Here is a 19,815-nt window from a genome sequence, read left to right as displayed (position 1 = left end):
CCCCTATCCGACATTACCGTTTTCAAGCGAATCATCTTTCTTTTATAGAAAAGATAAGTAATCGAAAGGCGTTTACTTGCTCAAAAAGAAAATGAACGAAAATAGACTCAACACAATTCCTGCAAATTTAGGCTGAGGATGGAGCAGCTATGGCCCACGCAACAACCCGAGCTTTCGCCGATGAGCGACGCGCCGCCATCATGGAGATGCTTGAACATAACGCCTCTGTGCAGGTGGCAGAAATCGCCCAGACCTTTGGCGTATCCTCCGTCACCGCCCGCGCCGACCTGGACGCGCTAGCCGAGTCCGGCAAGTTGCGCCGCACGCACGGCGGCGCCGTGTCGCTCCACAAACGCCTAACCGTCTCCACGCAGGATCGCCGCATCAACGTCAACGTTGCCGCCAAGCAAGCCATTGCCCAAAGCGCTATCAGGCTTGTTAACGACGGCGACACGGTGCTTGTCGACTCCGGCACCACGGCACTCGAGTTCGTTCGGCTCCTCGACCAGCGCGATGGCATCACCGTCATCACGGCCGACATTACCATTGCCGATTACATCGACGAGAGCATGCCCTCAGTCGATGTCGTCATGCTGGGCGGGGCACTGCGCAAAGGCCATCGCTATCTGTACGGCCCACTTACCATGCAGGCGCTCCAAATGGTCCACGCCGATCTTGCCGTCATGTGCCCTGGCGCTTTCGTTCCCGGCTGCGGCTTTACGACCGACTTTCCGCAGATGGCCGAGACCAAAGCGGCTATGGTCGGTGCCGCCCGTCAAAGCGTCGCCCTCATGGATGCCAGCAAGGTCAACGGACGTGGCATGTACCGCTTTGCCGAGCTTACCGACGTCGACACCATCGTGATGGACCGCGACCCCGATCACACCGTAGCCACCTCAATCGCCGATATCGTCGACGACGCCCGCCCAAATCTCGTCATCGCCGGCGCTTAAACAAAAACCACCACAAAGGTGCCTGTCCCCTTTGTGGTGGTTTGAGCGTTAAAAGCGATATATCGCTACTTGGAAAGCTCGTCGGCGAGAACCTCGATCTGAGCGCGCGAGGCGTCGTTGAGCGAGCCCAGCACGGTCACCTTGTTCTGCGCCAGGGTGATGTCCTTCATGCCCTCGAGCTCCTTGGTCATAACCTTGGCAGCGGTGGGCGCCCAAGAGCCGGCCTCGACGAGTGCCACCGTACGGTTCTGATAGGCGTGCTCGGCAAGCGTATGGATAAAGGTGCTCATGAACGGGAAGATCTCGCCCTGATAGGTGATGGAGGCGAGCACCAGACGGTCATAGCGGAACGCATCCTCAACGGCCTCGGCCATATCGTCGCGTGCCAGGTCAAAAACGGAAACCTTCTGGCCGCGAGCCTCGAGCGCAGAAGCGAGCTCCTCAACAGCAGCCTTCAGATGGCCATACACGCTCACATAGGCGATCGTGATGCCCTCGTCCTCGGGCTGATAGCTCGACCAGGTGTTGTAGGTGTCGAGGTAATAGCCCAGATTCTCGGTCAGCACGGGGCCGTGGAGCGGACAGATAATCTGAATGTCCAGGTCGGCGGCCTTCTTGAGCACGGCCTGCACGAACTTGCCGAACTTACCGACGATGCCAAAGTAGTAGCGGCGCGCCTCGCAGGCCCAGCCTTCCGGGTCCTCGATGTCGTTGGCGCCGAACTTGCCAAAGCCGTCGGCACTAAAGAGCACCTTGTCGGTAGACTCGTAGGAGAAGATCACCTCGGGCCAGTGCACGTTGGGGGCGCAGACAAACGTTAGGCTGTGGCCACCCAGGTCGAGCACGTCGCCCTCTTTGACGACTATCTTACGCTCGGGGTAGTCGGTGCCAAAGTAGTTGACCATCATGCGGAAGGCGCCCATGCTGGCCACAATCTGTGCCTGGGGATAGCGCTCCATAAAGGCGGCGATACCGGCGGAGTGATCGGGCTCCATGTGATGGACGACCAGGTAGTCGGGCGTACGGCCATCGAGCGCGGCCTCGAGGTTGCCGAGCCATTCGTCGACAAAACCGCCATCGACTGAATCGGCGACAGCGATCTTTTCGCCCAAGATAACGTAGCTGTTGTATGCCATACCGTTCTCGGACACGTCGTACTGGCCCTCGAACAGGTCAATGTCGTGATCGTCGACACCGATGTAGCGGATATCCTTGGTGATCTCCATCAGGCAAAGCCTCCTAGATAGACAAAAGAACCCGTCTATCATAACACTCGGCAGTATCCCAGCTGTTATCTGCCGGCATCCATACCGATTGTTATTGAAATACGATAAATCGCCGTTTACCTGCGCAAACTATGCGCGCGGTATCGCCGTGCTATGTCGAATAATGAGCTGGCCGGGAATACGAATGGCAACGGTTTTGCCCGCCGTACCCGCCTCGGGAACCGCATGCTCGAATACCTCGCGTCCGCGCTGATGTAGATCAAATCGCACGGTCGTGAGCTCGTTGTGTGCCACAAAATCATCGATCGAATCATCGACGCCCACCACGCTCACGTCCTCGGGCACGCGCAAGCCACTATCGCGCAGCGCTGCAATTGCGCCGTTTGCCATCTGGTCGTTTGCCGCGTAAATCGCCGTCATGGTGCGGTCGTGCTCGGCCAGATATCTGCCGGCCTCGTAACCGCTGTTGGCAGACCAGTCGCCCTCGAGCGGCGTCTGCGGCTTAATGTGCCTACGCTCGAGCGCATCCTGCCAACCGGCTCGACGAAATTGCTCGTCGACCGAGAACGACGGGCCGCCAATATAGCGAATTTGCTCATGCCCCAGCTCAAACAGGTGATTCATAAGCAAGAGCGAGCAGCCGTAATGATCGGAGTCTACCGTGGTCACCCGCGGGTGCGCGTACATGGTAACGATGACCGTGCCAATGCCCGGCAGTGGATCAAACGTCTCAAAATCGGGCGCCATACGGCTCATGCCGATAATGATGCCGTCCACCGGCAATGCGGCCATACGACGCGTGGCCTCGGCAAGCGAAAACTCCTCGGTCTTGGACATCTCGACCAGCGTGATGGCGCAATTATGCTCGCGAGCAGCGCTGGCGATGCCGTCGATCATTGAGAGGTTGCCGAACTTGGTGACATCGTTGACGCACAGGCCGACCGAATGATAACGGCCGTCGCGCAGCGAGCGACCGGCATAACTCGGACGAAAGCCGAGCTTTTGCATAGCGGCCTGTACGCGCTGGCGCGTCTGCTCGTTAACGTTAGGCAAGCCGTTGGCGACGCGCGAAACCGTCTGCTGCGAAACGCCGGCAGCGCGGGCGACGTCGGCCATGGAGACCGGACGCGAACTGGTATCGTTGGACGGGCGCCTTGCCACAGGATCACCTTCACCCTTGCGAGATCTGAATAGCGTGAATGCCGGCCCGGGCAGAAATACATCCCGCGCCGAGGCCCGCTATCGTCGGACGCATGTTAACGTACTCTACTTTTTCTATCTGCATCTCTTCTGCTTTATAAGTCCATACGGCAGTACCGTTCACGGCTGAATTTCTACCGATTACCAGATTCTCAAAAAGTGACAAGCGATGTGTTATGAGTACGTTAACATAGCCCGTAACGTGCGGTATTGTGAACACTTGGTTCATGCCGCTTCAAGTTGTTAACGTACTCATAACGACGCAAAACCCACCCGTGCGCGCCAAGGAAAGGACTCCCATGACCACCCCCGACGAAAAGACATTCGCCACGCTCACCAAGCTGTTCGAGGAGGAGTTTGGCCCCATCGGCGACCGCCAGGTGCTCTACGTGCACGCGCCCGGCCGTTCCGAGATCAGCGGCAACCACACCGACCACGAGGGTGGCCACGTTATCGCCGGCTCGCTCGATGTCGCCGTCGACGGCATCGCCGTGGCAACCGATTCCAACAAGGTTCGCGTTGCCGACGAGGGCTATCCCACGTTTGAGATCGCGCTCGACACGCTAGACGTTCAGGAGTCCGAGAAGGGCACGTCCGCAAGCCTCGTGCGCGGTATGGCCCACGAGGTCGCAGCCCTTGGCGTTGAGCCCAAAGGCTTCGACTTTGCCTTTACCTGCTCCGTCCCCTCGGGCGGCGGCCTTTCCAGCTCTGCCGCCGTCGAAGCCGCGTACGGTCGTGCCATGGAGACGCTCTGGGGCGCGCCCGCCATTGAGCCCGTCACGCTCGCCCAGATGAGCCAGCGCACCGAGAACAACTACTACGGCAAGCCCTGCGGTCTGATGGACCAGGCCGCCGTTTGCTTGGGCGGACTCGCCTACATGGACTTTGAGGATCAGGCCCAGCCCAAGACCCAGAAGCTCGAACTCAACTTTGAGGATCACGGCTATGCACTCGTGCTCGTTAAGGTCGGTGCCGACCATGTGGCAGCTACCGACGACTACGCCGCCGTTCCGCGCGAGATGCAGGACGTCGCCGCCGAGTTTGGCAAGGCGCGTCTGTGCGAGGTAAACGTGGCGGACTTTGACGCCAAACTCCCCGAGCTGCGCGCCAAGCTGGGCGACCGTGCCTGCCTGCGCGCCGTTCACTACTGGTACGAAAACGGCCTAGTCGACAAGCGCTGGGCTGCCCTGAACGCCGGCGACATCGACCAGTTCCTGGTCCTGACGCGCGAGTCCGGCGCCAGCTCTGCCATGTACCTGCAGAATGTCGTTGCCAAGCTGGGCTCCGAGCAGCCTTCCATGTACGCCTTGGCACTGGCCGAGCATGTCCTCGACGGCCGAGGCGCCGTCCGTATCCACGGTGGCGGCTTTGGTGGCACCATCCAGGCCTTCGTGCCGCTCGACCTGGTCGACACCTTCATCGCCAAGATGAACGGCTGGCTGGGCGAGGGCTCTGCCCGTCATTACGCTATCTCTGACAAGGGGGCTTACGCGGCATGGCTGTAATGACTGATGTGCGCGAGGCTGCGCAGGGCCTGACTGAGTATGCTATCCACCGATCGATGATCGGACAGGACGACCGCATCTGGGCCTACAACACCATTCTGGAGTGCATCGGCGCCACGGGCCCCGCGCTCGACATGACCTGGGCGTTGCAGAACGAGAAGCTCTCGCTCTTGCACCCCGATACGCTCCCCGATTTTGACCTGGAGGGCACGCTTGCCGCGCTTTCCGAGGCCGCCGTCGCCAACGGTGCCGCCGAGGACACGGCATCGGGCCGCGACCGCATCGCCATGCGCATCATGGGCGTGCTGATGCCGAGGCCTTCGATTGTAAACGAGGAATTCAACGGCCGCATGGGCGTCGACGAGCCCCGCGCCGCGACCGACTGGTTCTACGGCCTGTGCTGCGACGCCGGCTACGTGCGCCGCGCCGCCATCGCGCGCAACATCAAATGGAGCACCTCCACCAACTGGGGCGACCTCGAGATCACTATCAACCTGTCGAAGCCCGAGAAGGACCCGCGTGACATTGCCGCGGCCGGCGTTGCAAAGAACACGGGAGATAAGTATCCCGCCTGCCAGCTCTGCATCGAAAACGAGGGCTATCCCGGACGCTCTGCCGCAGCCGACGGCGGCGCTCACCCCGCCCGCCAGAATCTGCGCGTTATCCCCATTCAGCTCAACGGCGAGCGCTGGGGCTTCCAGTACAGCCCGTATGCGTACTTTAACGAGCACTGCATTGCCATGAGCTCTGAGCATCGTCCGATGCACGTCGACCGCAAGGGGCTGACCTGCCTGCTCGACTTTGTCGACCTGTTCCCGCACTACTTTATTGGCTCCAACGCCGACCTGCCCATCGTAGGCGGCTCGATTCTGTCGCACGACCACTTCCAGGGCGGCGCGCACGAGTTCCCAATGATGCATGCCACCGAGGTCTCGCAGTTTAGCGTGCCTGGCTTTGACCAAGTCAGCGGTACCGTGTTGCAGTGGCCGCTTTCGGTGCTGCGACTGCGCTCGCACGACCGCGCCCAGCTGCTCGACGCCGCCGAGAAGATCATCCTCGCTTGGCGCGAGTGGACCGATGAGTCGGTGGGCGTCATCGCGCACACAGCCGACGGCGTAGCGCACAACACCGTGACGCCCGTCATCCGCCGCGTCGACTCCCGCGGCAACGCCGGCGGCGAGATCTACGAGGCCTACCTGGCGCTTCGCTGCAACATCACGACCGGCGAGCATCCGCTGGGCGTTTTCCACCCGCATGCCGAGTACCACCATATTAAGAAGGAGAACATCGGCCTGATCGAGGTCATGGGCCTGGCCATTCTTCCGCCGCGCCTGGTTCCCGAGCTCGGCGCTGTCCGCGAGCACTTGCTAGCGGCCAAGGCCGATGCCAGCTACGACCTTGCCGGTGCGCTCGAGGGCGATGATCTATGCCGTAGCCACGCCGCATGGGCCGAGGACGTCTTTGCCCGCCGCGCCGACGAGCTTACGGCCGAAAACGCCATCGACATCCTGCACGAGGAGGTCGGCGTGGTGTTTGGCCACGTGCTCGACAACGCCGGCGTCTTTAAGTGGGACGAAGCCGGCCGCGCCGCCCAGCAGCGCTTTATCGACTCACTGTAATGGTCCCTTGGGGACGGAGGAAAACAGATCATTTCGTCTTCAAGACAACGGCGCCCGCCGGCAACATCGCCGACGGGCGCCGTTTTTGAGTGTAGTCATTGGGGTCATTCTTAAGGGGCGTTCTTAAACGACTAGTCATTAAAGAGCGTCCCCAATGACTACTTGCGACCAAGGCAACGCCGGTGTCTTGGCAACGACAGACACTATGACCCAATCCAGGGGCACGGAAACGACAGGAGCCCCCGCTCGTGACCGCGGGTCGGGGCTGCGACAATGTTGTTGAAGTGCCAGAGGCGCAGCCGCGCCGCAACGAGGTTGGGAGGCTCCCGTGCCTAGATATTCTACCGCCTTCGGAATGGACGTACACCTCAGGTCCACCACCGTCTGCGCGCTCGACGCGGAGACGGGCGAGGCCGTGACGAGGAGGTTCCGCGGCAACCCCTGGGGCGAGGTCGCGGAGTGGATGTCGGGCTTCCCCGGCCCGTCGCTCGCCGCCTACGAGAGCGGCTACCTCGGCTTCGCCCCGCAGAGGGAGCTCTCCGGGCTCGGCGTCGACTGCGTCGTCGCGGCCGTCTCCAGGGTCCCGAGGTCGGCGGCAGACTTCTCGTCCAAGAACGACCGCAACGACGCGGCCAGGATGGCCAAGGCGATACTGTCGCACGATATCTCCCCGGTATGGGTGCCGTCCCCCGAGATCGAGGGGCTCAGGGACCTCGCCGGGGCCCACGACGCGGCGACCGCGAGGCTCGCGGCGGCGAAGCAGCGGCTCCTGGCGTTCCTGGCCCGCCGTGGCTACGCCTACGGCGGCACGACGCCGGCCGGAAACCCCCGGAGGTACTGGACGTACGACTTCCTCAGGTGGCTCGACAAGGTCCGGCCCGCCGACGACGGCGGCATCCGGGCGCTTGCGGCGCTGAGGAGCGAGGTCGAGGCGGCCGCCGAGACGCGCGACGACCTCCTCGCCGAGTACAGGGCCGCCGTCGCGGCGGGCCCCCTCTCGGCGGAGGTCGAGGCGCTCCAGTCGATCAAGGGGTGCGGGTTCGCGCTCGCCGCCGCCTTCGCGTCCGAGGTCGGCGACTTCTCGAGGTTCCGCTCCGGCAGGCAGGTGACGTCCTACTTCGGCCTCGCCCCGAAGCAGAGGTCGAGCGCGGACTCCGTGCGCCTCGGCGGGATCAGCGGGGCCGGCAACGCGCTCGTCAGGAGGCTGGCAGTCGAGGGGTCCTGGAGCTACGTCCAGGCGAGCCACCAACCGAAGCTGATGCCCAAGGGCAGCGGCGTCCCGCTCGAGGTGAGGATGCACGGGAGGAAGGGTTCCGAGCGCCTGCTCCGGCGCCGCGAGGAGATGCTCGCCAGGGGCATGCCCCAGGCGAAGGCGAACGCCGCCACCGCCGCCGAGCTCGTGAGGTGGCTGTGGGCCCTCGGCGCGATGTGCCGGGAGGCAACCGAATAGACATAGCCCCCGTCCCGGCGAGCCGGGCAGCCTTCGGGGATACCCCCGCTTTCGCTGGGCGCGCGGCAGCGGCCGCATGCGCGTAGTCAGACTTGGGGAGCCCCGCCGAAGGAATGGAGTGCGGGCCGACAGAACGGTATCCGCGGATATGAGACTGAGCCGAAGGCGTCGATGACATGCCGGGGGCGGACCGGGACGGGTTAACGGCAGGCCCCGCCGACCGATTGCAAGCGGTCGGCGGGGCCATTGTGGCTCTTGACAGCGGATTGGGTCATATGAGCGAAAACGCCCCTAAGCGAGCAAGGTGACGTGAAAGAGGAGGGCATTGACCTTTTGGTCATGCCCGACGATTGAACGTCAGATTGCCGCTTAGGGGCGTTTGCAGCGTCGCGCCGTTACGCGGTTTGGTAAAACCGCGTAACCCTACAGTTCAGTCACGACAACGCTGTTGTAGACCTCGTCCCAGCGGTCCATGACCAGGTGGCCGGTCTTGGGATCCATGGCGTTGAGCTTGCCGCAGGTATTGGCGGTCTTGAGCACCGTGACGTCGTCGGCGCCGGCAGCAATGGCATGCGCAAAGCCGGCGATGGTCGAGTCGCCGGAACCCGTCGCGTTCACAGCCGCAATCGCGGGCGTCTTGGCGCGGAACGCGCGACCCTCATGGAAGCCAACCGAACCGGCAGCGCCCATCGAAACGACAACCCAGGGAATACCGGCAAAGCGGTCATCGGCGGCGAGCGCCTCGCGCAGGGCATCGACATCATCGGTCGTAAAGGACGTACCCAGCAGGCCGTTAATCTCGGTCAGATTGGGCTTTACGAGCTCGGGCTTAGCGTCGGACTCCAGCGCGGCCTCCAGCGATGCACCCGAGGTGTCGAGCAGCACCTTGGCGCCCGCCTCCTCGGCGATCTTGACGAGCTCGGCATAGTAGCCGGCATCGACGCCACGCGGCAGCGAGCCCGAAAGCGTCACAACGTCCGCCTTCGCTGCAAGCTCGGCGAACTTGGCCGTAAAGGCCTCGAGCTCGGCCGGGGCGATCTGCGGACCGCTCTCCAGCAGCTCGGTCTGATTGCCCTCGTGCAGAATATTCAGGCAAATGCGCGTCTCACCGGCGATGGGCACAAAGTCGTTCTTGACGCCGTCGGCATCCATAAGCTCGGCCATATAGGCACCCATGTGGCCGCCGAGCAGACCGGTCGCGAGCACATCGTCGCCCAACTGCAGCAGCACGCGGCTCACGTTGAGGCCCTTACCGCCAGCGGTCTTTTCGGGCGTCACACGGTTAACATCGTCGATGATCAGCTTGTCGAGCTGATAGCGCGTATCAATCGACGGATTCATGGTAACGGTCAGAATCATATTGAACTCCTGTTTCCGGGGCACGGCACGCGCGGCCCCAAACATACGATAACTCGTTAAAGGATCTCGATCTCAAAGCCGCAAGTGACGGTCTCTCCCGGCTTGGCCACCAGGCAGCCACGCTTGTGCTCCAGAATATCGTCCTCGTCGGAGCAGGTGGACAGACCACCCCACGGTTCAACAGCCACAAAGTCGCCCTCGGGCTTGCTCCACACAATCAGGTACGGCATATCGGGGAACGTCAGGCGCACGCCCTTGTCCTCGGTTTTCTTGGTCAACGTAACCACGCGGCTCTCGAGCACGTCAAAGATGGTCTCCGCGAAGTCGAAGAGTTCGTGGGTAAGCGGCAGGTTCTGGCCGATCATGGGGTTCTTGCTGCGATGCTCAACATCAATCAGGCCCGTCGAGGGAACGGCAGTACAGAGCTCGGCAGCCTCGCGCTGCTCAAAACGGAGCTCGTAGTCGTCATAGGACTCGCCCTCATCAAGCGGGCACTTAAAGCCAGGGTGACCGCCCACAAAGAACGGCATGTCCTCGGTGCCCTCATTGGTCACCTCGTACGACACGGCCACCTTTTCCGCATCGATCGTGTAACGAGCAACGATCTTAAACGGATACGGGTACTGCTCGAGCAACTCGGCATGGTCGGCAGAGCTTAGGCTCAGCGCAACCATGTTGTCGCCCTGCTCATCGAGCTTCCACTCCTGTTTGCGCGCAAAGCCGTGACGGGCAAGCTTGACCTCGCGGCCGCCCATGGTCATTGCGCGACCGTCACGAAGGCCGCCGCAGATCGGGAAACAAATGGGTGCCTGGCCCGACCAGACCGCCGGGTCACCCTGCCACAGGTACTCACGGCCGTTGGCCGTAATAGAAGTGAACGATCCGCCAGCCGTGCTCAACGCAATGCGGACAGAGCCGTTATCAAGAACAAACTCCATGGGAATCTTCTCCTTCACATATCATCTCGCACGATCCATTGTGAACGTCGTGCCTTTAGCAGAAAGGTAATGAGGCAGCGCCGCAAACAAAAGAACAATGCACGTCCAGCCCGCTGGGCCAATTGGGCTGATAGAAAACCGGCTCGCGCCCCCTCACAGAAACGCGAGCCGTCAACGGACTAGTTAATTACGCCGGATACCCGCTAATCGTGGTATTCGCCGCGGTCCCACTTCTCGAGGAACTCGTCAAAGAAGTGCGGGTCAGCCTGAGCCTCGGCATCGGCCTTATTGCAGGCATCGATCTTGGCGATCAGGGCATCGTGCTCGGGGGTCTTCTCGTAGGGCTCCTCCAGGAAGGCAAGCATGATATCGGCCATCAGGAACTCGCCGGTGATCTTGCCGCCAAAGCCCACGATGTTGGCGTTGAGCTCGCGACGGGCATACAGGGCAGAGGTCATGTCGCGAACCAGGGCGCAGCGGGCGCCGGGAACCTTGTTGACGGCGTTGGTGATGCCAATGCCGGTGCCGCACAGGGCCACGCCAAAGTCGGCCTTGCCGCTGGCAACAGCCTCGCCCACGGCCTTACCGTAGATGGGATAGTGCGTACGGGTGTGGCTGTAGGTGCCGCAGTCGAGCACCTTGTAGCCAGCCTGCTCCAGGCGGTCGGCCAGATAGATCTTCTCGTCCGTAACGATATGGTCGCAACCGATTGCGATGGTCTTCTTCATCAGAACGTCCTTTCGTCTGAATTCACAAGTTGAGGTAGAAGTTCGAGTTCTCGGTGGCTCTCGTTAGGCCATCTTGTTGAGCATGTCGACACGGATCTGGTGACGGCCGCCGGCGTACTGGGCGCGCAGGAACTCGCGGGCGATCTTCTTGGCAACCTCGGTGCCCACAACGCCCGGGCCCATGGTGACCATGCGCGAGCCGTTGTGCTCGCGGGTCATGTAGGCGGAACGCTCGTCGGAAATGTTGGCGACGACCATGCCCTTGATCTTGACGGCGGCCATATAGGAGCCGACGCCGTACTTATCGAATGCGAAGCCCTGGGAATCCTTGTGCTCCAGCAGGTCCTTGGCAACGGCGGTCGCGGAATCGACAAAGTCCGCGGCAGGGGTCTCGGAATAGTCGACGACCTCGTGACCGTCGGCGATGAGCATCTCCTTGATGGACTCCTTCATCGACATACCGTCGGCATCGGAAGCGATTACAACCCTCATGACATCCTCCTTGAGAGATACGCAGGTGCGTAGTTTCTGTTTGGAAGTGTTGAATCGCGTTCAGGTCCGGGCATCTGAATGTGCGGTTCTTCACTGTTCGTGTTTATTTGAACACATTCGAACATCAACTGCAAGAATTATTTGTTTATCTTTGTTCTTTTTTGAACAAATACCGTTCACGGATGATTGCCGACCGTCTGGACCCGGCGCGGACGTAGCGACCGCGTATTCAACAAACAAAAGGGCGGCCGAGAACGTGTCTCGGCCGCCCTTCTTACAGTTGATCTTCCAAAGAACGCTTTGCCGCCTACTCAGACTGCCTGCCCTTCTTGGCGTGCTTGGACGGAGCACTCAGAAAGCGGCCCGTCAAATAGTTCGCCGGGCCGGAAATATCAATCCCCAGCAGGGTGTGGCCCAGCCACAGAAACGCCGCGAGCACCAGCAGCGGGATAACGCACGAGGTCACGATCATCACAATGACGCCTTCGATGAGATCGGTCACCTGCTGCACGATCTCGTCGGTCATCTGCTTGGCGCCGCTGGTCACCGACGTGACGAGACCCGAGGCGCCGTCGGCAAGCTGCTCAAGCACATTCTTGGACTCTGTGGACTCGGTCTTTTTCTTGCTTACTTTGGAGCTGTCGCTATCTGCCGCACCCGCAGCGTCGGCCGCCTTTTGCTCGGCCGTCTCGATGCTCACTCGATACGTTTCATCGACCTTCTGCGACACCCATACGCTCGCGGGCACGAGCGCCATGCCGATCACGGCAACCACCAGCACGCGCGTCGCCACACGGCGCAGGACGGCGCTCGTGCTCCAGCGCCCGTGAATGCCGAGCGACACCGCAAAGAGCACCAACGCAAACGGGATTAAGATGCCCAGGCCAACCGACCACAAAATGGTTAGCAGGTATTTCTCGAGGTAGAGCACAGCAAGCACGATACCAAGGTTGCCTGAAAGCTGCGCGAGCTGCTCGGCAACTGGCGTTCCCGTATCGCCCGGCAGCGCAGTGATACCCGCAGATAGGGCGACGCACGAGGTCGTGAGCGCCAAAACATTGCCCTTCTTTTGATCGATGACCTCGATGGTAGAGTCCCAAGTTTTGGTATCGGCAAAATGCGGACGAGCTACAAAGCCCGACAGCAGCGCCAGTACCACGAGCGCAACGATAAAGCCAATCTGCAGCTTTTTGTTTGCGCACACGACATCGGACAGGCTGGGCTGCAGCTCGGTTACCGTCGTATGCTCGGTTATCTGGACAGGACGCCCATGAGCCATCTCGTGCGCATCTGTCTTTTGAATCAATCCGTTGTCCGGCATTTGGACACCTCCTCATTCCGGCCTGCATTGCGGATGGAAGTATACCCACCCATCGAAAAACCGAACGGGAGGGCGTGCAGAAGCTCCAAGACTGTCCCCAACGACTAGTCGTTTAAGAACGTCCCCAATGACTGTCTCGGGATGAGTTGCGGTGGAATAGGGTTTGTTTTGTGCCCGCCGGCCCCTATTCAGTCCCTATTTCACCGCAACTTGGAGGAGGACAGAAAAAGCCCTGCCGCGGGTAGCGGCAGAGCTTTTGGAAGGGGACTTGGTTGTGCGGGCTCGTTAGGCGAGCTTGGCCTCGAGCTCGGCGATGCGCTTGTAGGCATCGATGGTAAAGCGGGTCTGCTTCTCCAGGATCATAGTGGTCATGAGGGTGTCCTGAGCGTGAGCCATGATGAAGGTCATCTCCATCTCGCCACCGCCGGCCTCCTGCGAAAGCAGCTTGGTCTGCGTGTCGTGGGCACCGATGAGCGCATCGCTGGCATCCTTGTGCAGCTGCTCGGCCTTCTCAAAGTCACCCTCGCGAGCAGCATCGAGCGCTGCAAGCAGATCGGTCTGGGCGTCACCTGCGTATGCGACAATCTCGAATCCAACCATCGAGATTTCTTCTTTGGTTGCCATGTTGCGTTCCTTTCACATATGAACCAATGGAGAGCATCGCGTCCGGGCATACGCGCTGCGTTGTGTATGACAGAAACAATAACATTCAAACAAAAAAGAACAGCACAAAACGTAATTTCGAGCTATGAACGGTTACTTTTCGTCCGTGAACGGTTTTTAAACCAATCTGAACAATATCGAACACAATTAGCGGCAACCCAAACAGATCCGCGCCCTAGCGTACATCGCGCACCGTATCGCCCTCGACGAGCACGCCCGGAAACAGCATGTGCTCCACACCGGGTTCAACGCCCTCGGCGCCGGCAATCTTGTCGACCGCCCACATGCCGACGCGCTTGTTGTCAAAGCGCACCGTGGTCAGGCGACGATCGGGCACGATATCGCCCAGACTATCGTCAACACCCACCACGCTCACGTCCTGGGGCACGCACTTCCCGCGCGACTCCAGCCCGCGGATGCAGCCGTAGGCCATGGCGTCGTTGGAGGCATAAATGGCCGTGCAGGTCGGATCATCCGCAAGCACCTGGCCGGCAGCATATCCACTCTGCGCCGTCCAGTCACCGCGCACGAGCTGCGGTGGCTCAATGCCATGCGCGCGCAATGTCTCGCGCCAGCCTTCCTCACGCCGCATGCCCGAAAGCGAGCGCTCGGGACACGAGATAAAGTGCACGGTTTTGTGCCCCCGCCCCAGCAAGTACTCGACCACCTGGCGCGAACAATCGAACTGGTCGTTATCGACCGTAGAACAGAGCGGGTGCTCCAACATCGTAACGAGCACCGTCTGCATGCCGGGCAGCGGCTCGAAGGTGCCAAAGTCCGCCGGCATGCGGTTCATGATCACAACCATACCGTCCACCGGCAGTGCGCTCATACGCGACGATGCGCTCTCGAGGGTATACGGATGCCCGTCTACTTTAGTAAGGGTGATGGCATAGCCATGTTTGTCAGCCGCGGCGGCAAAGCCCTCCATACGATCGAGGTTACCGGTACCGGTAATGTTGAACATGGCGACACCAACGGTCTTAAACTTGCCGCGGCGCAGCGATCGACCGGCAAAATTGGGGCGATACCCCAGCTCGCGCATGGCGGCACGCACGCGCTCCTTGGTCTCGGGGCGCACGCTGGGCGAATCGTGCACCGTACGCGAAACTGTCTGCTCCGAGACGCCCGCGAGACGCGCCACATCCTTAACGGAAACCGATTTTTTAACAGCGGCCATAGGTCGATCTTTCTATGTCGACGATGCCATTGGCGGCACCCTACGCAGTCATTTTTAACGCCTCCAAGTATATCCAACGCCTCCCCCGCAATACGCTCACCACCCAAAACCTACCGTTCACCGACAATCCTGCTTCCCCGAACGGCTTTTGTCGCACAAATGTTAACGTTGCCATTGTGCAAACACAGAGCCACCGGGCGGCTCAAACGTTTACGCGTAAGGAATCGACGGTTCGCAGGCACAGGAACCACCGGTTCGCGTCTTTTTTTGTGTCGCAAAATGGCAACGTCAACATTTTGGCAACCGAACGCCAAAAGCTACCATCGTTGCTAACCCACCGACTCTTAGGAGCATTGCATGGAGCAACTCATCGCCATCATCGAAAAGGGCCAGCCCTTTTTCAACGCGATCGCCCGCAACAAGTACCTCAAGGCAATCCGCGACGGCTTTATCTCCGTCATCCCCATCATCATCTTCTCGTCCATCTTCTGCCTGGTAGCCTCGGTCCCCAACATCTGGGGTTTCTACTGGCCCGATGACATCAACAACGCCCTGTGGAAGTGTTACAACTACTCCATGGGCATCCTGGCCATCGCCTGCGCCGCCACCACAGCCAAGCACTTCGCCGACGCTCAGAACCGCGACCTGCCCAAGAACAACCAGATCAACTTCATCTCGTGCATGTGCGCGGCCATCATCGGCTTTCTGCTCCTTTCGAGCGACACGATCGCCACGGACGCCGCCAGCGGCTTCAACACCACCTACCTTGGTTCCAAGGGCCTGCTGACCGCCTTTATCGCTGCGTTTGTGACCGGCATCATCTACAAGTTCTTCATTAAGCGCAACATCACCGTTAAGATGCCCGAGCAGGTTCCGCCCAACATCTCGCAGACCTTTAAGGACATCATCCCCTTCTCCGTCTGCATCACCGTCTTTTGGGTCTTTGACATTGTCTTCCGCGCCGCCTTTGGCTTCTGCTTTGCCCAGGGCGTCATCCAGGTGTTCCAGCCCCTGTTCACCGCCGCCGACGGCTACATCGGCCTCGCTGTGATCTACGGCGCCATGAGCCTCTTCTGGTTCGTGGGCGTCCACGGCCCCTCGATCGTCGAGCCCGCCATCGCCGCCGCTCTCGTTGCCAATATGACCGACAACCTGGCTGCGTTCCAGGCCGGTCAGCACGCTTCCGCTGTCCTGACCCAGGGTGCCCAGTACTTCGTCGTCTGCATGGGCGGCACCGGCGCCACGCTTGTCCTGGTCTTTATGTTCTGCTTCCTGGCCAAGTCTCAGGAGATGCGCGCCGTCGGTAAGGCCGCCATCGTCCCCGTGTGCTTTGCCGTCAACGAGCCGCTGCTGTTCGCCGCACCCATCGTGCTCAACCCCGTCTTCTTTGTCCCGTTTGTCTTTGCCCCGATCGCCAACATCTGGATCCTCAAGATCTTTATCGACTTCTTGGGCATGAACGGCTTTATGTACACCCTGCCTTGGACCGTCCCCGGGCCCATCGGCACCATCATGGGCCTGGGCTTCCAGCCGCTCGCCTTTGTGATGCTCGCCCTTATCCTGGTCGTCGACTTCGTTCTGTACTACCCGTTCTTCCGTGCCTATGACGCCCAGAAGTGCGCCGAGGAGGCCGAAATTTCCAAGGAGGAGCTCGCCGCCAAGAACGCCGAGAAGGCCGCCAAGCTCAACGATGCCTTCCAGGGCAAGGCTGACGCCAAGAGCGTTGCCGCCGGCGCTGCTGCCGAGGCCGTGAAGGCCGACTCCCCCGCCGCTTCTGCAGCACCCGCTGCCGAGGCAACGACCGCCAGCGACCTCAACGGCAAGCGCGTGCTCGTGCTCTGCCAGGGCGGCGGTACCTCGGGCCTGCTCGCCAACGCGCTGGCCAAGGCTGCCAAGGAGCGCGGCATCAATCTTGAAACCGCTGCCGAGGCATATGGCAACCACGTGGACATGCTCCCCGACTTTGACCTGGTCGTCCTGGCCCCGCAGGCTGCCAGCTACCTGGCCGACCTGCAGAAGGACTGCGAGCGCGTGGGCAACAAGTGCGTCGCCTGCCGTGGCAAGCAATACATCGAGCTCTCCCAGAACGGCGATAAGTCTCTCGCCTTCGTCTCCGAGCAGCTCTCGAAGTAAGTAACGCTCAGGGCCAGCCGACCATCCAAGACCGGCTGGCCCTTCGATTTAGACGATTGGATCATCATGTCCGTTAACCCTGCTAGCGTCACCAACCCGCCCGCGCAGTTTCCCGAGGACTTTGTCTTTGGCGGCGCCACTGCTGCCTACCAGGTAGAGGGCGAGACTCGCACTCACGGTAAGGGCAAAGTCGCCTGGGACGACTTCCTGGAGGCCCAGGGGCGCTTCTCCCCCGATCCCGCTTCGGACTTCTACAACCAGTACCCCGTCGATCTGGAGCTGTGCGAGGAGTTTGGCATCAACGGCGTTCGCCTCTCCATTGCCTGGAGCCGCATCTTCCCCAACGGCACCGGCGAGATCAACCCCGAGGGTGTCCAGTTCTACCACGACCTCTTCGCCGAGTGCCATAAGCACCATGTTGAGCCGTTCGTCACGCTGCATCACTTTGACACGCCGCTTCCCCTCTTTGAGAAGGGCGACTTCCTCAACCGCGAGACCATCGACGCCTTTGTGGACTTTGCCACCTTCTGCTTTAAGGAGTACGCCGACCAGGTGACCTACTGGTTCACCTTTAACGAGATCTGGGCCGACGCCTCCAACACCTACATCGAGGGCACCTTCCCCGGTGGCGTCAAGGCGCATCTTGCCGAGGCCTTCCAGTGCGAGCACAACATGATGCTCGCCCACGCCAAGGCCGTGCTGGCCTTCCACAACGGCGGTTTTAAGGGCAAGATCGGCGTCATTCAGTCGCTGGAGTTCAAGTACCCGCTCAACGAGAACGACCCCGCCGATATCAAGGCCGCCAACAACGAGCACGTGCTGCAAAACCAGTTCTTGCTCGACGCCACCTTCCGCGGCGACTACGCGCCCGACACCCTCGAGTGCGCCAACCGCCTGGCCGCCGTCTCGGGTGGCACCATCGAGATCCTAGACGAGGATCTGGAAATCATGCGCGAGGCCGCGCTCTACAACGACTACCTGGGCGTTAACAACTACCAGTGCCGTTTTTTGAAGGCTTACGATGGCAAGAACGACCTGCACCACAACGGTACGGGCGAGAAGGGCACCGGCCGCTGGCGCGTCAAGGGCATTGGCGAGCACGTGAACAAGCCCGGCATCCCCACCACCGACTGGGACTGGATCATCTATCCCGAGGGTCTGTTCGATCTGCTCGTCTACATTAAGCAGCGCTACCCCAACTACAAGCAGATCTTCATCACCGAAAATGGCATGGGCTACAAGGACCCCTACAAGGACGGTTTTGTGGACGACCAGCCGCGCATCGACTACATCGAGCAGCACCTGCGCTGGCTGCTCAAGGCCATGGAGGTGGGTGTCAACGTGGGCGGCTACTTCCTATGGAGCCTGCAGGATCAGTTCTCCTGGACCAATGGCTACAACAAGCGTTACGGCTTCTTCTACGTTGACTTTGAAACCCAGAAGCGCACGCCCAAGGCAAGCGCATACTGGTATAAGCACGTGGCGCAGACCCGTCGTCTGGACTAGCTAACGCCATCGGCCGCCGTGACCATCACGCTGCCGTGCACCTTACCATTCCCGATCGCATGAGCGCTGCGTCCATGCACCTCTTTCCATGTGGCGGATACGACCTTCCCGGTGGATGCTTCAGCATCCTTGGTCGTATCCGCCGTTTTGTTTTTGAGCGAGCTGGGCCGCGTTCGTTTGTCTCGATCTGTAACATCTAGACCACTTTTGACCGTCTAGTTGTTACAAATCGAGACAAACGGAATAAGCCGGACCGAATTGTCTAAATCTGTAACACCTAGTCGAGTTTTTTGGTCCCACCTGTTACAGATTTAGACGAACAGGCCGAGCACGTCTACGCCCGCAGATCCCGCACGCTCGCGCGCTCGACCAACACGCCCGAGACGAGCGTACGGCTTCTGGAGCTCGGGGCTTCCAGACCTGCGACGACCTCGTTAAGCGCACGGATGCCCAGCTCGCGATGGCGAAACTTCACCGACGTCAGAATCGAGTTGGGAATCGTCTTGTAGAGCTCATCGTCGAAGCCGATCACGGACACGTCGTCGGGCACACTGAGCCCTTTGTCACGTAGAGCCATCATCACGCCGTTTGCCATGCAGTCGTTAGCGGCGAGGACCGCCGTGCAATCGGGCTTATCGGCAAGCACAAGGCCCGCGGCATAGCCACTATCCGCATTCCAATCGCCTTGCAGAGGCTCGGGCGGCTCAATGCCACGCGCCTCGAGTGCCGCACGCCAACCTTTCATACGGCACTGGCTCGACAGCGACTCTTTCTTACCCGAAACGAAATACACGTTCTTGTGACCATGATCCAAGAAGTACTCGCACGCCATGCGCGCGCCGCCCTCTTGGTCGTCACTGACGGTGGAGCAGGTAGGATGTTCCATCGGTGTGATAATCACCGTCTTGAGGTCCTTCGGTGCCTCAAAGGTATCAAAGTCATCGACCATCTGACGCAGGTTGAAGATCATGCCATCAACAGGCAGCTGCGACATCCTGCGCGCCGCATCGGCAAGGGTCATCTTCTCCCCTGCGCGCTTCTTAATCATCGTGAGCGCAAAGCCGCGTTCCTCGGCGGCATCGGCGATACCGTCAATCATGTCCACGGCACCACCCGACAAGTGAAACAGCACGACGCCGATGCACCCGTAACGGCCCAACTTGAGCGAACGCGCGGCAAAGTTAGTTCGAAACCCGAGTGCCTCCATTGCGGAATGGACCTTATCGCGTGTCGACTCTCGCACGCTATCGGGCTCGTTGATCACACGCGAAACCGTCTTGAGAGAAACACCCGCGGCAATCGCCACATCGTTCATCGAGACGTTTTTCTTGTCCATCGTTGCCACTGCTTCTCCAGTCGGTTTTGCATCGCTTGCTTTTTGCGTTCTAGCATACACTACCTGCCTGACTGATAAATCAACCGTTTACCGGACAATATCGACCACTCACCCGTATATCCTTGTTGCTCTTCCAATAATGTCTTACGTTGTCATTAACGAAATGACAACGTTGTCATTTCGCAATGCCTTCCTTAAGTAGGAAG

At 60.4% G+C, this 19,815-nt stretch carries 16 protein-coding genes; 6 read left to right on the top strand and 10 right to left on the bottom strand.

The window, feature by feature from the left end; translation table 11 throughout:
• Positions 1-149 precede the first annotated feature (149 nt).
• Positions 150-953, top strand: coding sequence for a DeoR/GlpR family DNA-binding transcription regulator (locus DW892_RS06555; RefSeq protein ID WP_117766489.1), 804 nt, complete (start codon positions 150-152; stop codon positions 951-953).
• 65 nt (positions 954-1,018) lie between these two features.
• Here the strand turns inward: DW892_RS06555 and DW892_RS06550 are convergent, their stop codons facing one another.
• The gene (locus DW892_RS06550) at positions 1,019-2,179 is read right to left on the bottom strand and encodes an FprA family A-type flavoprotein (RefSeq protein WP_187364997.1); all 1,161 of its coding nucleotides are present in this window, start codon (positions 2,177-2,179) and stop codon (positions 1,019-1,021) included.
• Positions 2,180-2,308: 129 nt separating this feature from the next.
• Positions 2,309-3,295 carry a LacI family DNA-binding transcriptional regulator gene (locus DW892_RS06545; protein ID WP_117766581.1) on the bottom strand — a complete coding sequence of 329 codons (987 nt, stop codon included), beginning with the start codon at positions 3,293-3,295 and terminating at the stop codon, positions 2,309-2,311.
• A 383-nt stretch (positions 3,296-3,678) separates the two neighbouring features.
• Between DW892_RS06545 and DW892_RS06540 the strand changes: the two genes are divergently transcribed.
• The 3 genes from DW892_RS06540 (at position 3,679) to DW892_RS06530 (ending at position 7,953) form a co-directional block, all read left to right on the top strand.
• Positions 3,679-4,884: a galactokinase family protein gene (locus tag DW892_RS06540; protein ID WP_117766485.1), complete on the top strand. Its 1,206-nt coding sequence runs from the start codon at positions 3,679-3,681 to the stop codon at positions 4,882-4,884.
• A complete protein-coding gene (locus DW892_RS06535) occupies positions 4,875-6,503 on the top strand; it encodes a UDP-glucose--hexose-1-phosphate uridylyltransferase (protein WP_187364996.1) in 1,629 nt (542 codons plus the stop codon). Before DW892_RS06540 ends, DW892_RS06535 begins: the two co-directional genes overlap by 10 nt.
• 328 nt (positions 6,504-6,831) lie before the next feature.
• The gene (locus DW892_RS06530) at positions 6,832-7,953 is read left to right on the top strand and encodes an IS110 family transposase (protein ID WP_147349856.1); all 1,122 of its coding nucleotides are present in this window, start codon (positions 6,832-6,834) and stop codon (positions 7,951-7,953) included.
• A gap of 423 nt (positions 7,954-8,376) precedes the next feature.
• Here the strand turns inward: DW892_RS06530 and DW892_RS06525 are convergent, their stop codons facing one another.
• From DW892_RS06525 to DW892_RS06495, 7 genes are all read right to left on the bottom strand, one after another.
• Positions 8,377-9,312: a hexose kinase gene (locus DW892_RS06525; protein ID WP_117746107.1), complete on the bottom strand. Its 936-nt coding sequence runs from the start codon at positions 9,310-9,312 to the stop codon at positions 8,377-8,379.
• Between the two features lie 56 nt (positions 9,313-9,368).
• A complete protein-coding gene (locus DW892_RS06520) occupies positions 9,369-10,250 on the bottom strand; it encodes an aldose 1-epimerase family protein (RefSeq protein ID WP_117766479.1) in 882 nt (293 codons plus the stop codon).
• Between the two features lie 203 nt (positions 10,251-10,453).
• Positions 10,454-10,978: a galactose-6-phosphate isomerase subunit LacB gene (gene lacB, locus DW892_RS06515; protein ID WP_006234831.1), complete on the bottom strand. Its 525-nt coding sequence runs from the start codon at positions 10,976-10,978 to the stop codon at positions 10,454-10,456.
• Between the two features lie 63 nt (positions 10,979-11,041).
• Positions 11,042-11,470 carry a galactose-6-phosphate isomerase subunit LacA gene (gene lacA, locus DW892_RS06510; protein ID WP_006234830.1) on the bottom strand — a complete coding sequence of 143 codons (429 nt, stop codon included), beginning with the start codon at positions 11,468-11,470 and terminating at the stop codon, positions 11,042-11,044.
• Positions 11,471-11,777: 307 nt separating this feature from the next.
• The gene (locus DW892_RS06505; RefSeq protein WP_117766477.1) at positions 11,778-12,791 is read right to left on the bottom strand and encodes a hypothetical protein; all 1,014 of its coding nucleotides are present in this window, start codon (positions 12,789-12,791) and stop codon (positions 11,778-11,780) included.
• A gap of 285 nt (positions 12,792-13,076) precedes the next feature.
• Positions 13,077-13,415, bottom strand: coding sequence for a PTS lactose/cellobiose transporter subunit IIA (locus DW892_RS06500; RefSeq protein WP_006234827.1), 339 nt, complete (start codon positions 13,413-13,415; stop codon positions 13,077-13,079).
• Positions 13,416-13,629: 214 nt separating this feature from the next.
• Positions 13,630-14,634 carry a LacI family DNA-binding transcriptional regulator gene (locus tag DW892_RS06495; protein ID WP_117766475.1) on the bottom strand — a complete coding sequence of 335 codons (1,005 nt, stop codon included), beginning with the start codon at positions 14,632-14,634 and terminating at the stop codon, positions 13,630-13,632.
• A gap of 357 nt (positions 14,635-14,991) precedes the next feature.
• Here DW892_RS06495 and DW892_RS06490 point away from each other — a divergent pair, with 357 nt between their 5' ends.
• Complete coding sequence (locus DW892_RS06490) at positions 14,992-16,767, top strand: lactose/cellobiose PTS transporter subunit IIB (protein ID WP_117766473.1); 1,776 nt, start codon at positions 14,992-14,994, stop codon at positions 16,765-16,767.
• A 66-nt stretch (positions 16,768-16,833) separates the two neighbouring features.
• Positions 16,834-18,273: a 6-phospho-beta-galactosidase gene (gene lacG, locus DW892_RS06485; RefSeq protein WP_117766471.1), complete on the top strand. Its 1,440-nt coding sequence runs from the start codon at positions 16,834-16,836 to the stop codon at positions 18,271-18,273.
• Between the two features lie 334 nt (positions 18,274-18,607).
• Here lacG and DW892_RS06480 read toward each other — a convergent pair whose 3' ends face one another.
• Positions 18,608-19,609: a LacI family DNA-binding transcriptional regulator gene (locus tag DW892_RS06480; RefSeq protein ID WP_117766469.1), complete on the bottom strand. Its 1,002-nt coding sequence runs from the start codon at positions 19,607-19,609 to the stop codon at positions 18,608-18,610.
• Between the last annotated feature and the right edge of the window lie 206 nt (positions 19,610-19,815).

It is taken from the genome of Collinsella sp. AM40-7AC, from assembly GCF_003468125.1.
Taxonomy (GTDB): Bacteria; Actinomycetota; Coriobacteriia; order Coriobacteriales; family Coriobacteriaceae; genus Collinsella; species Collinsella aerofaciens_O.
Note: the sequence above shows the minus strand (reverse complement) of the source record. Positions and strands in the feature narration are given on the sequence as shown.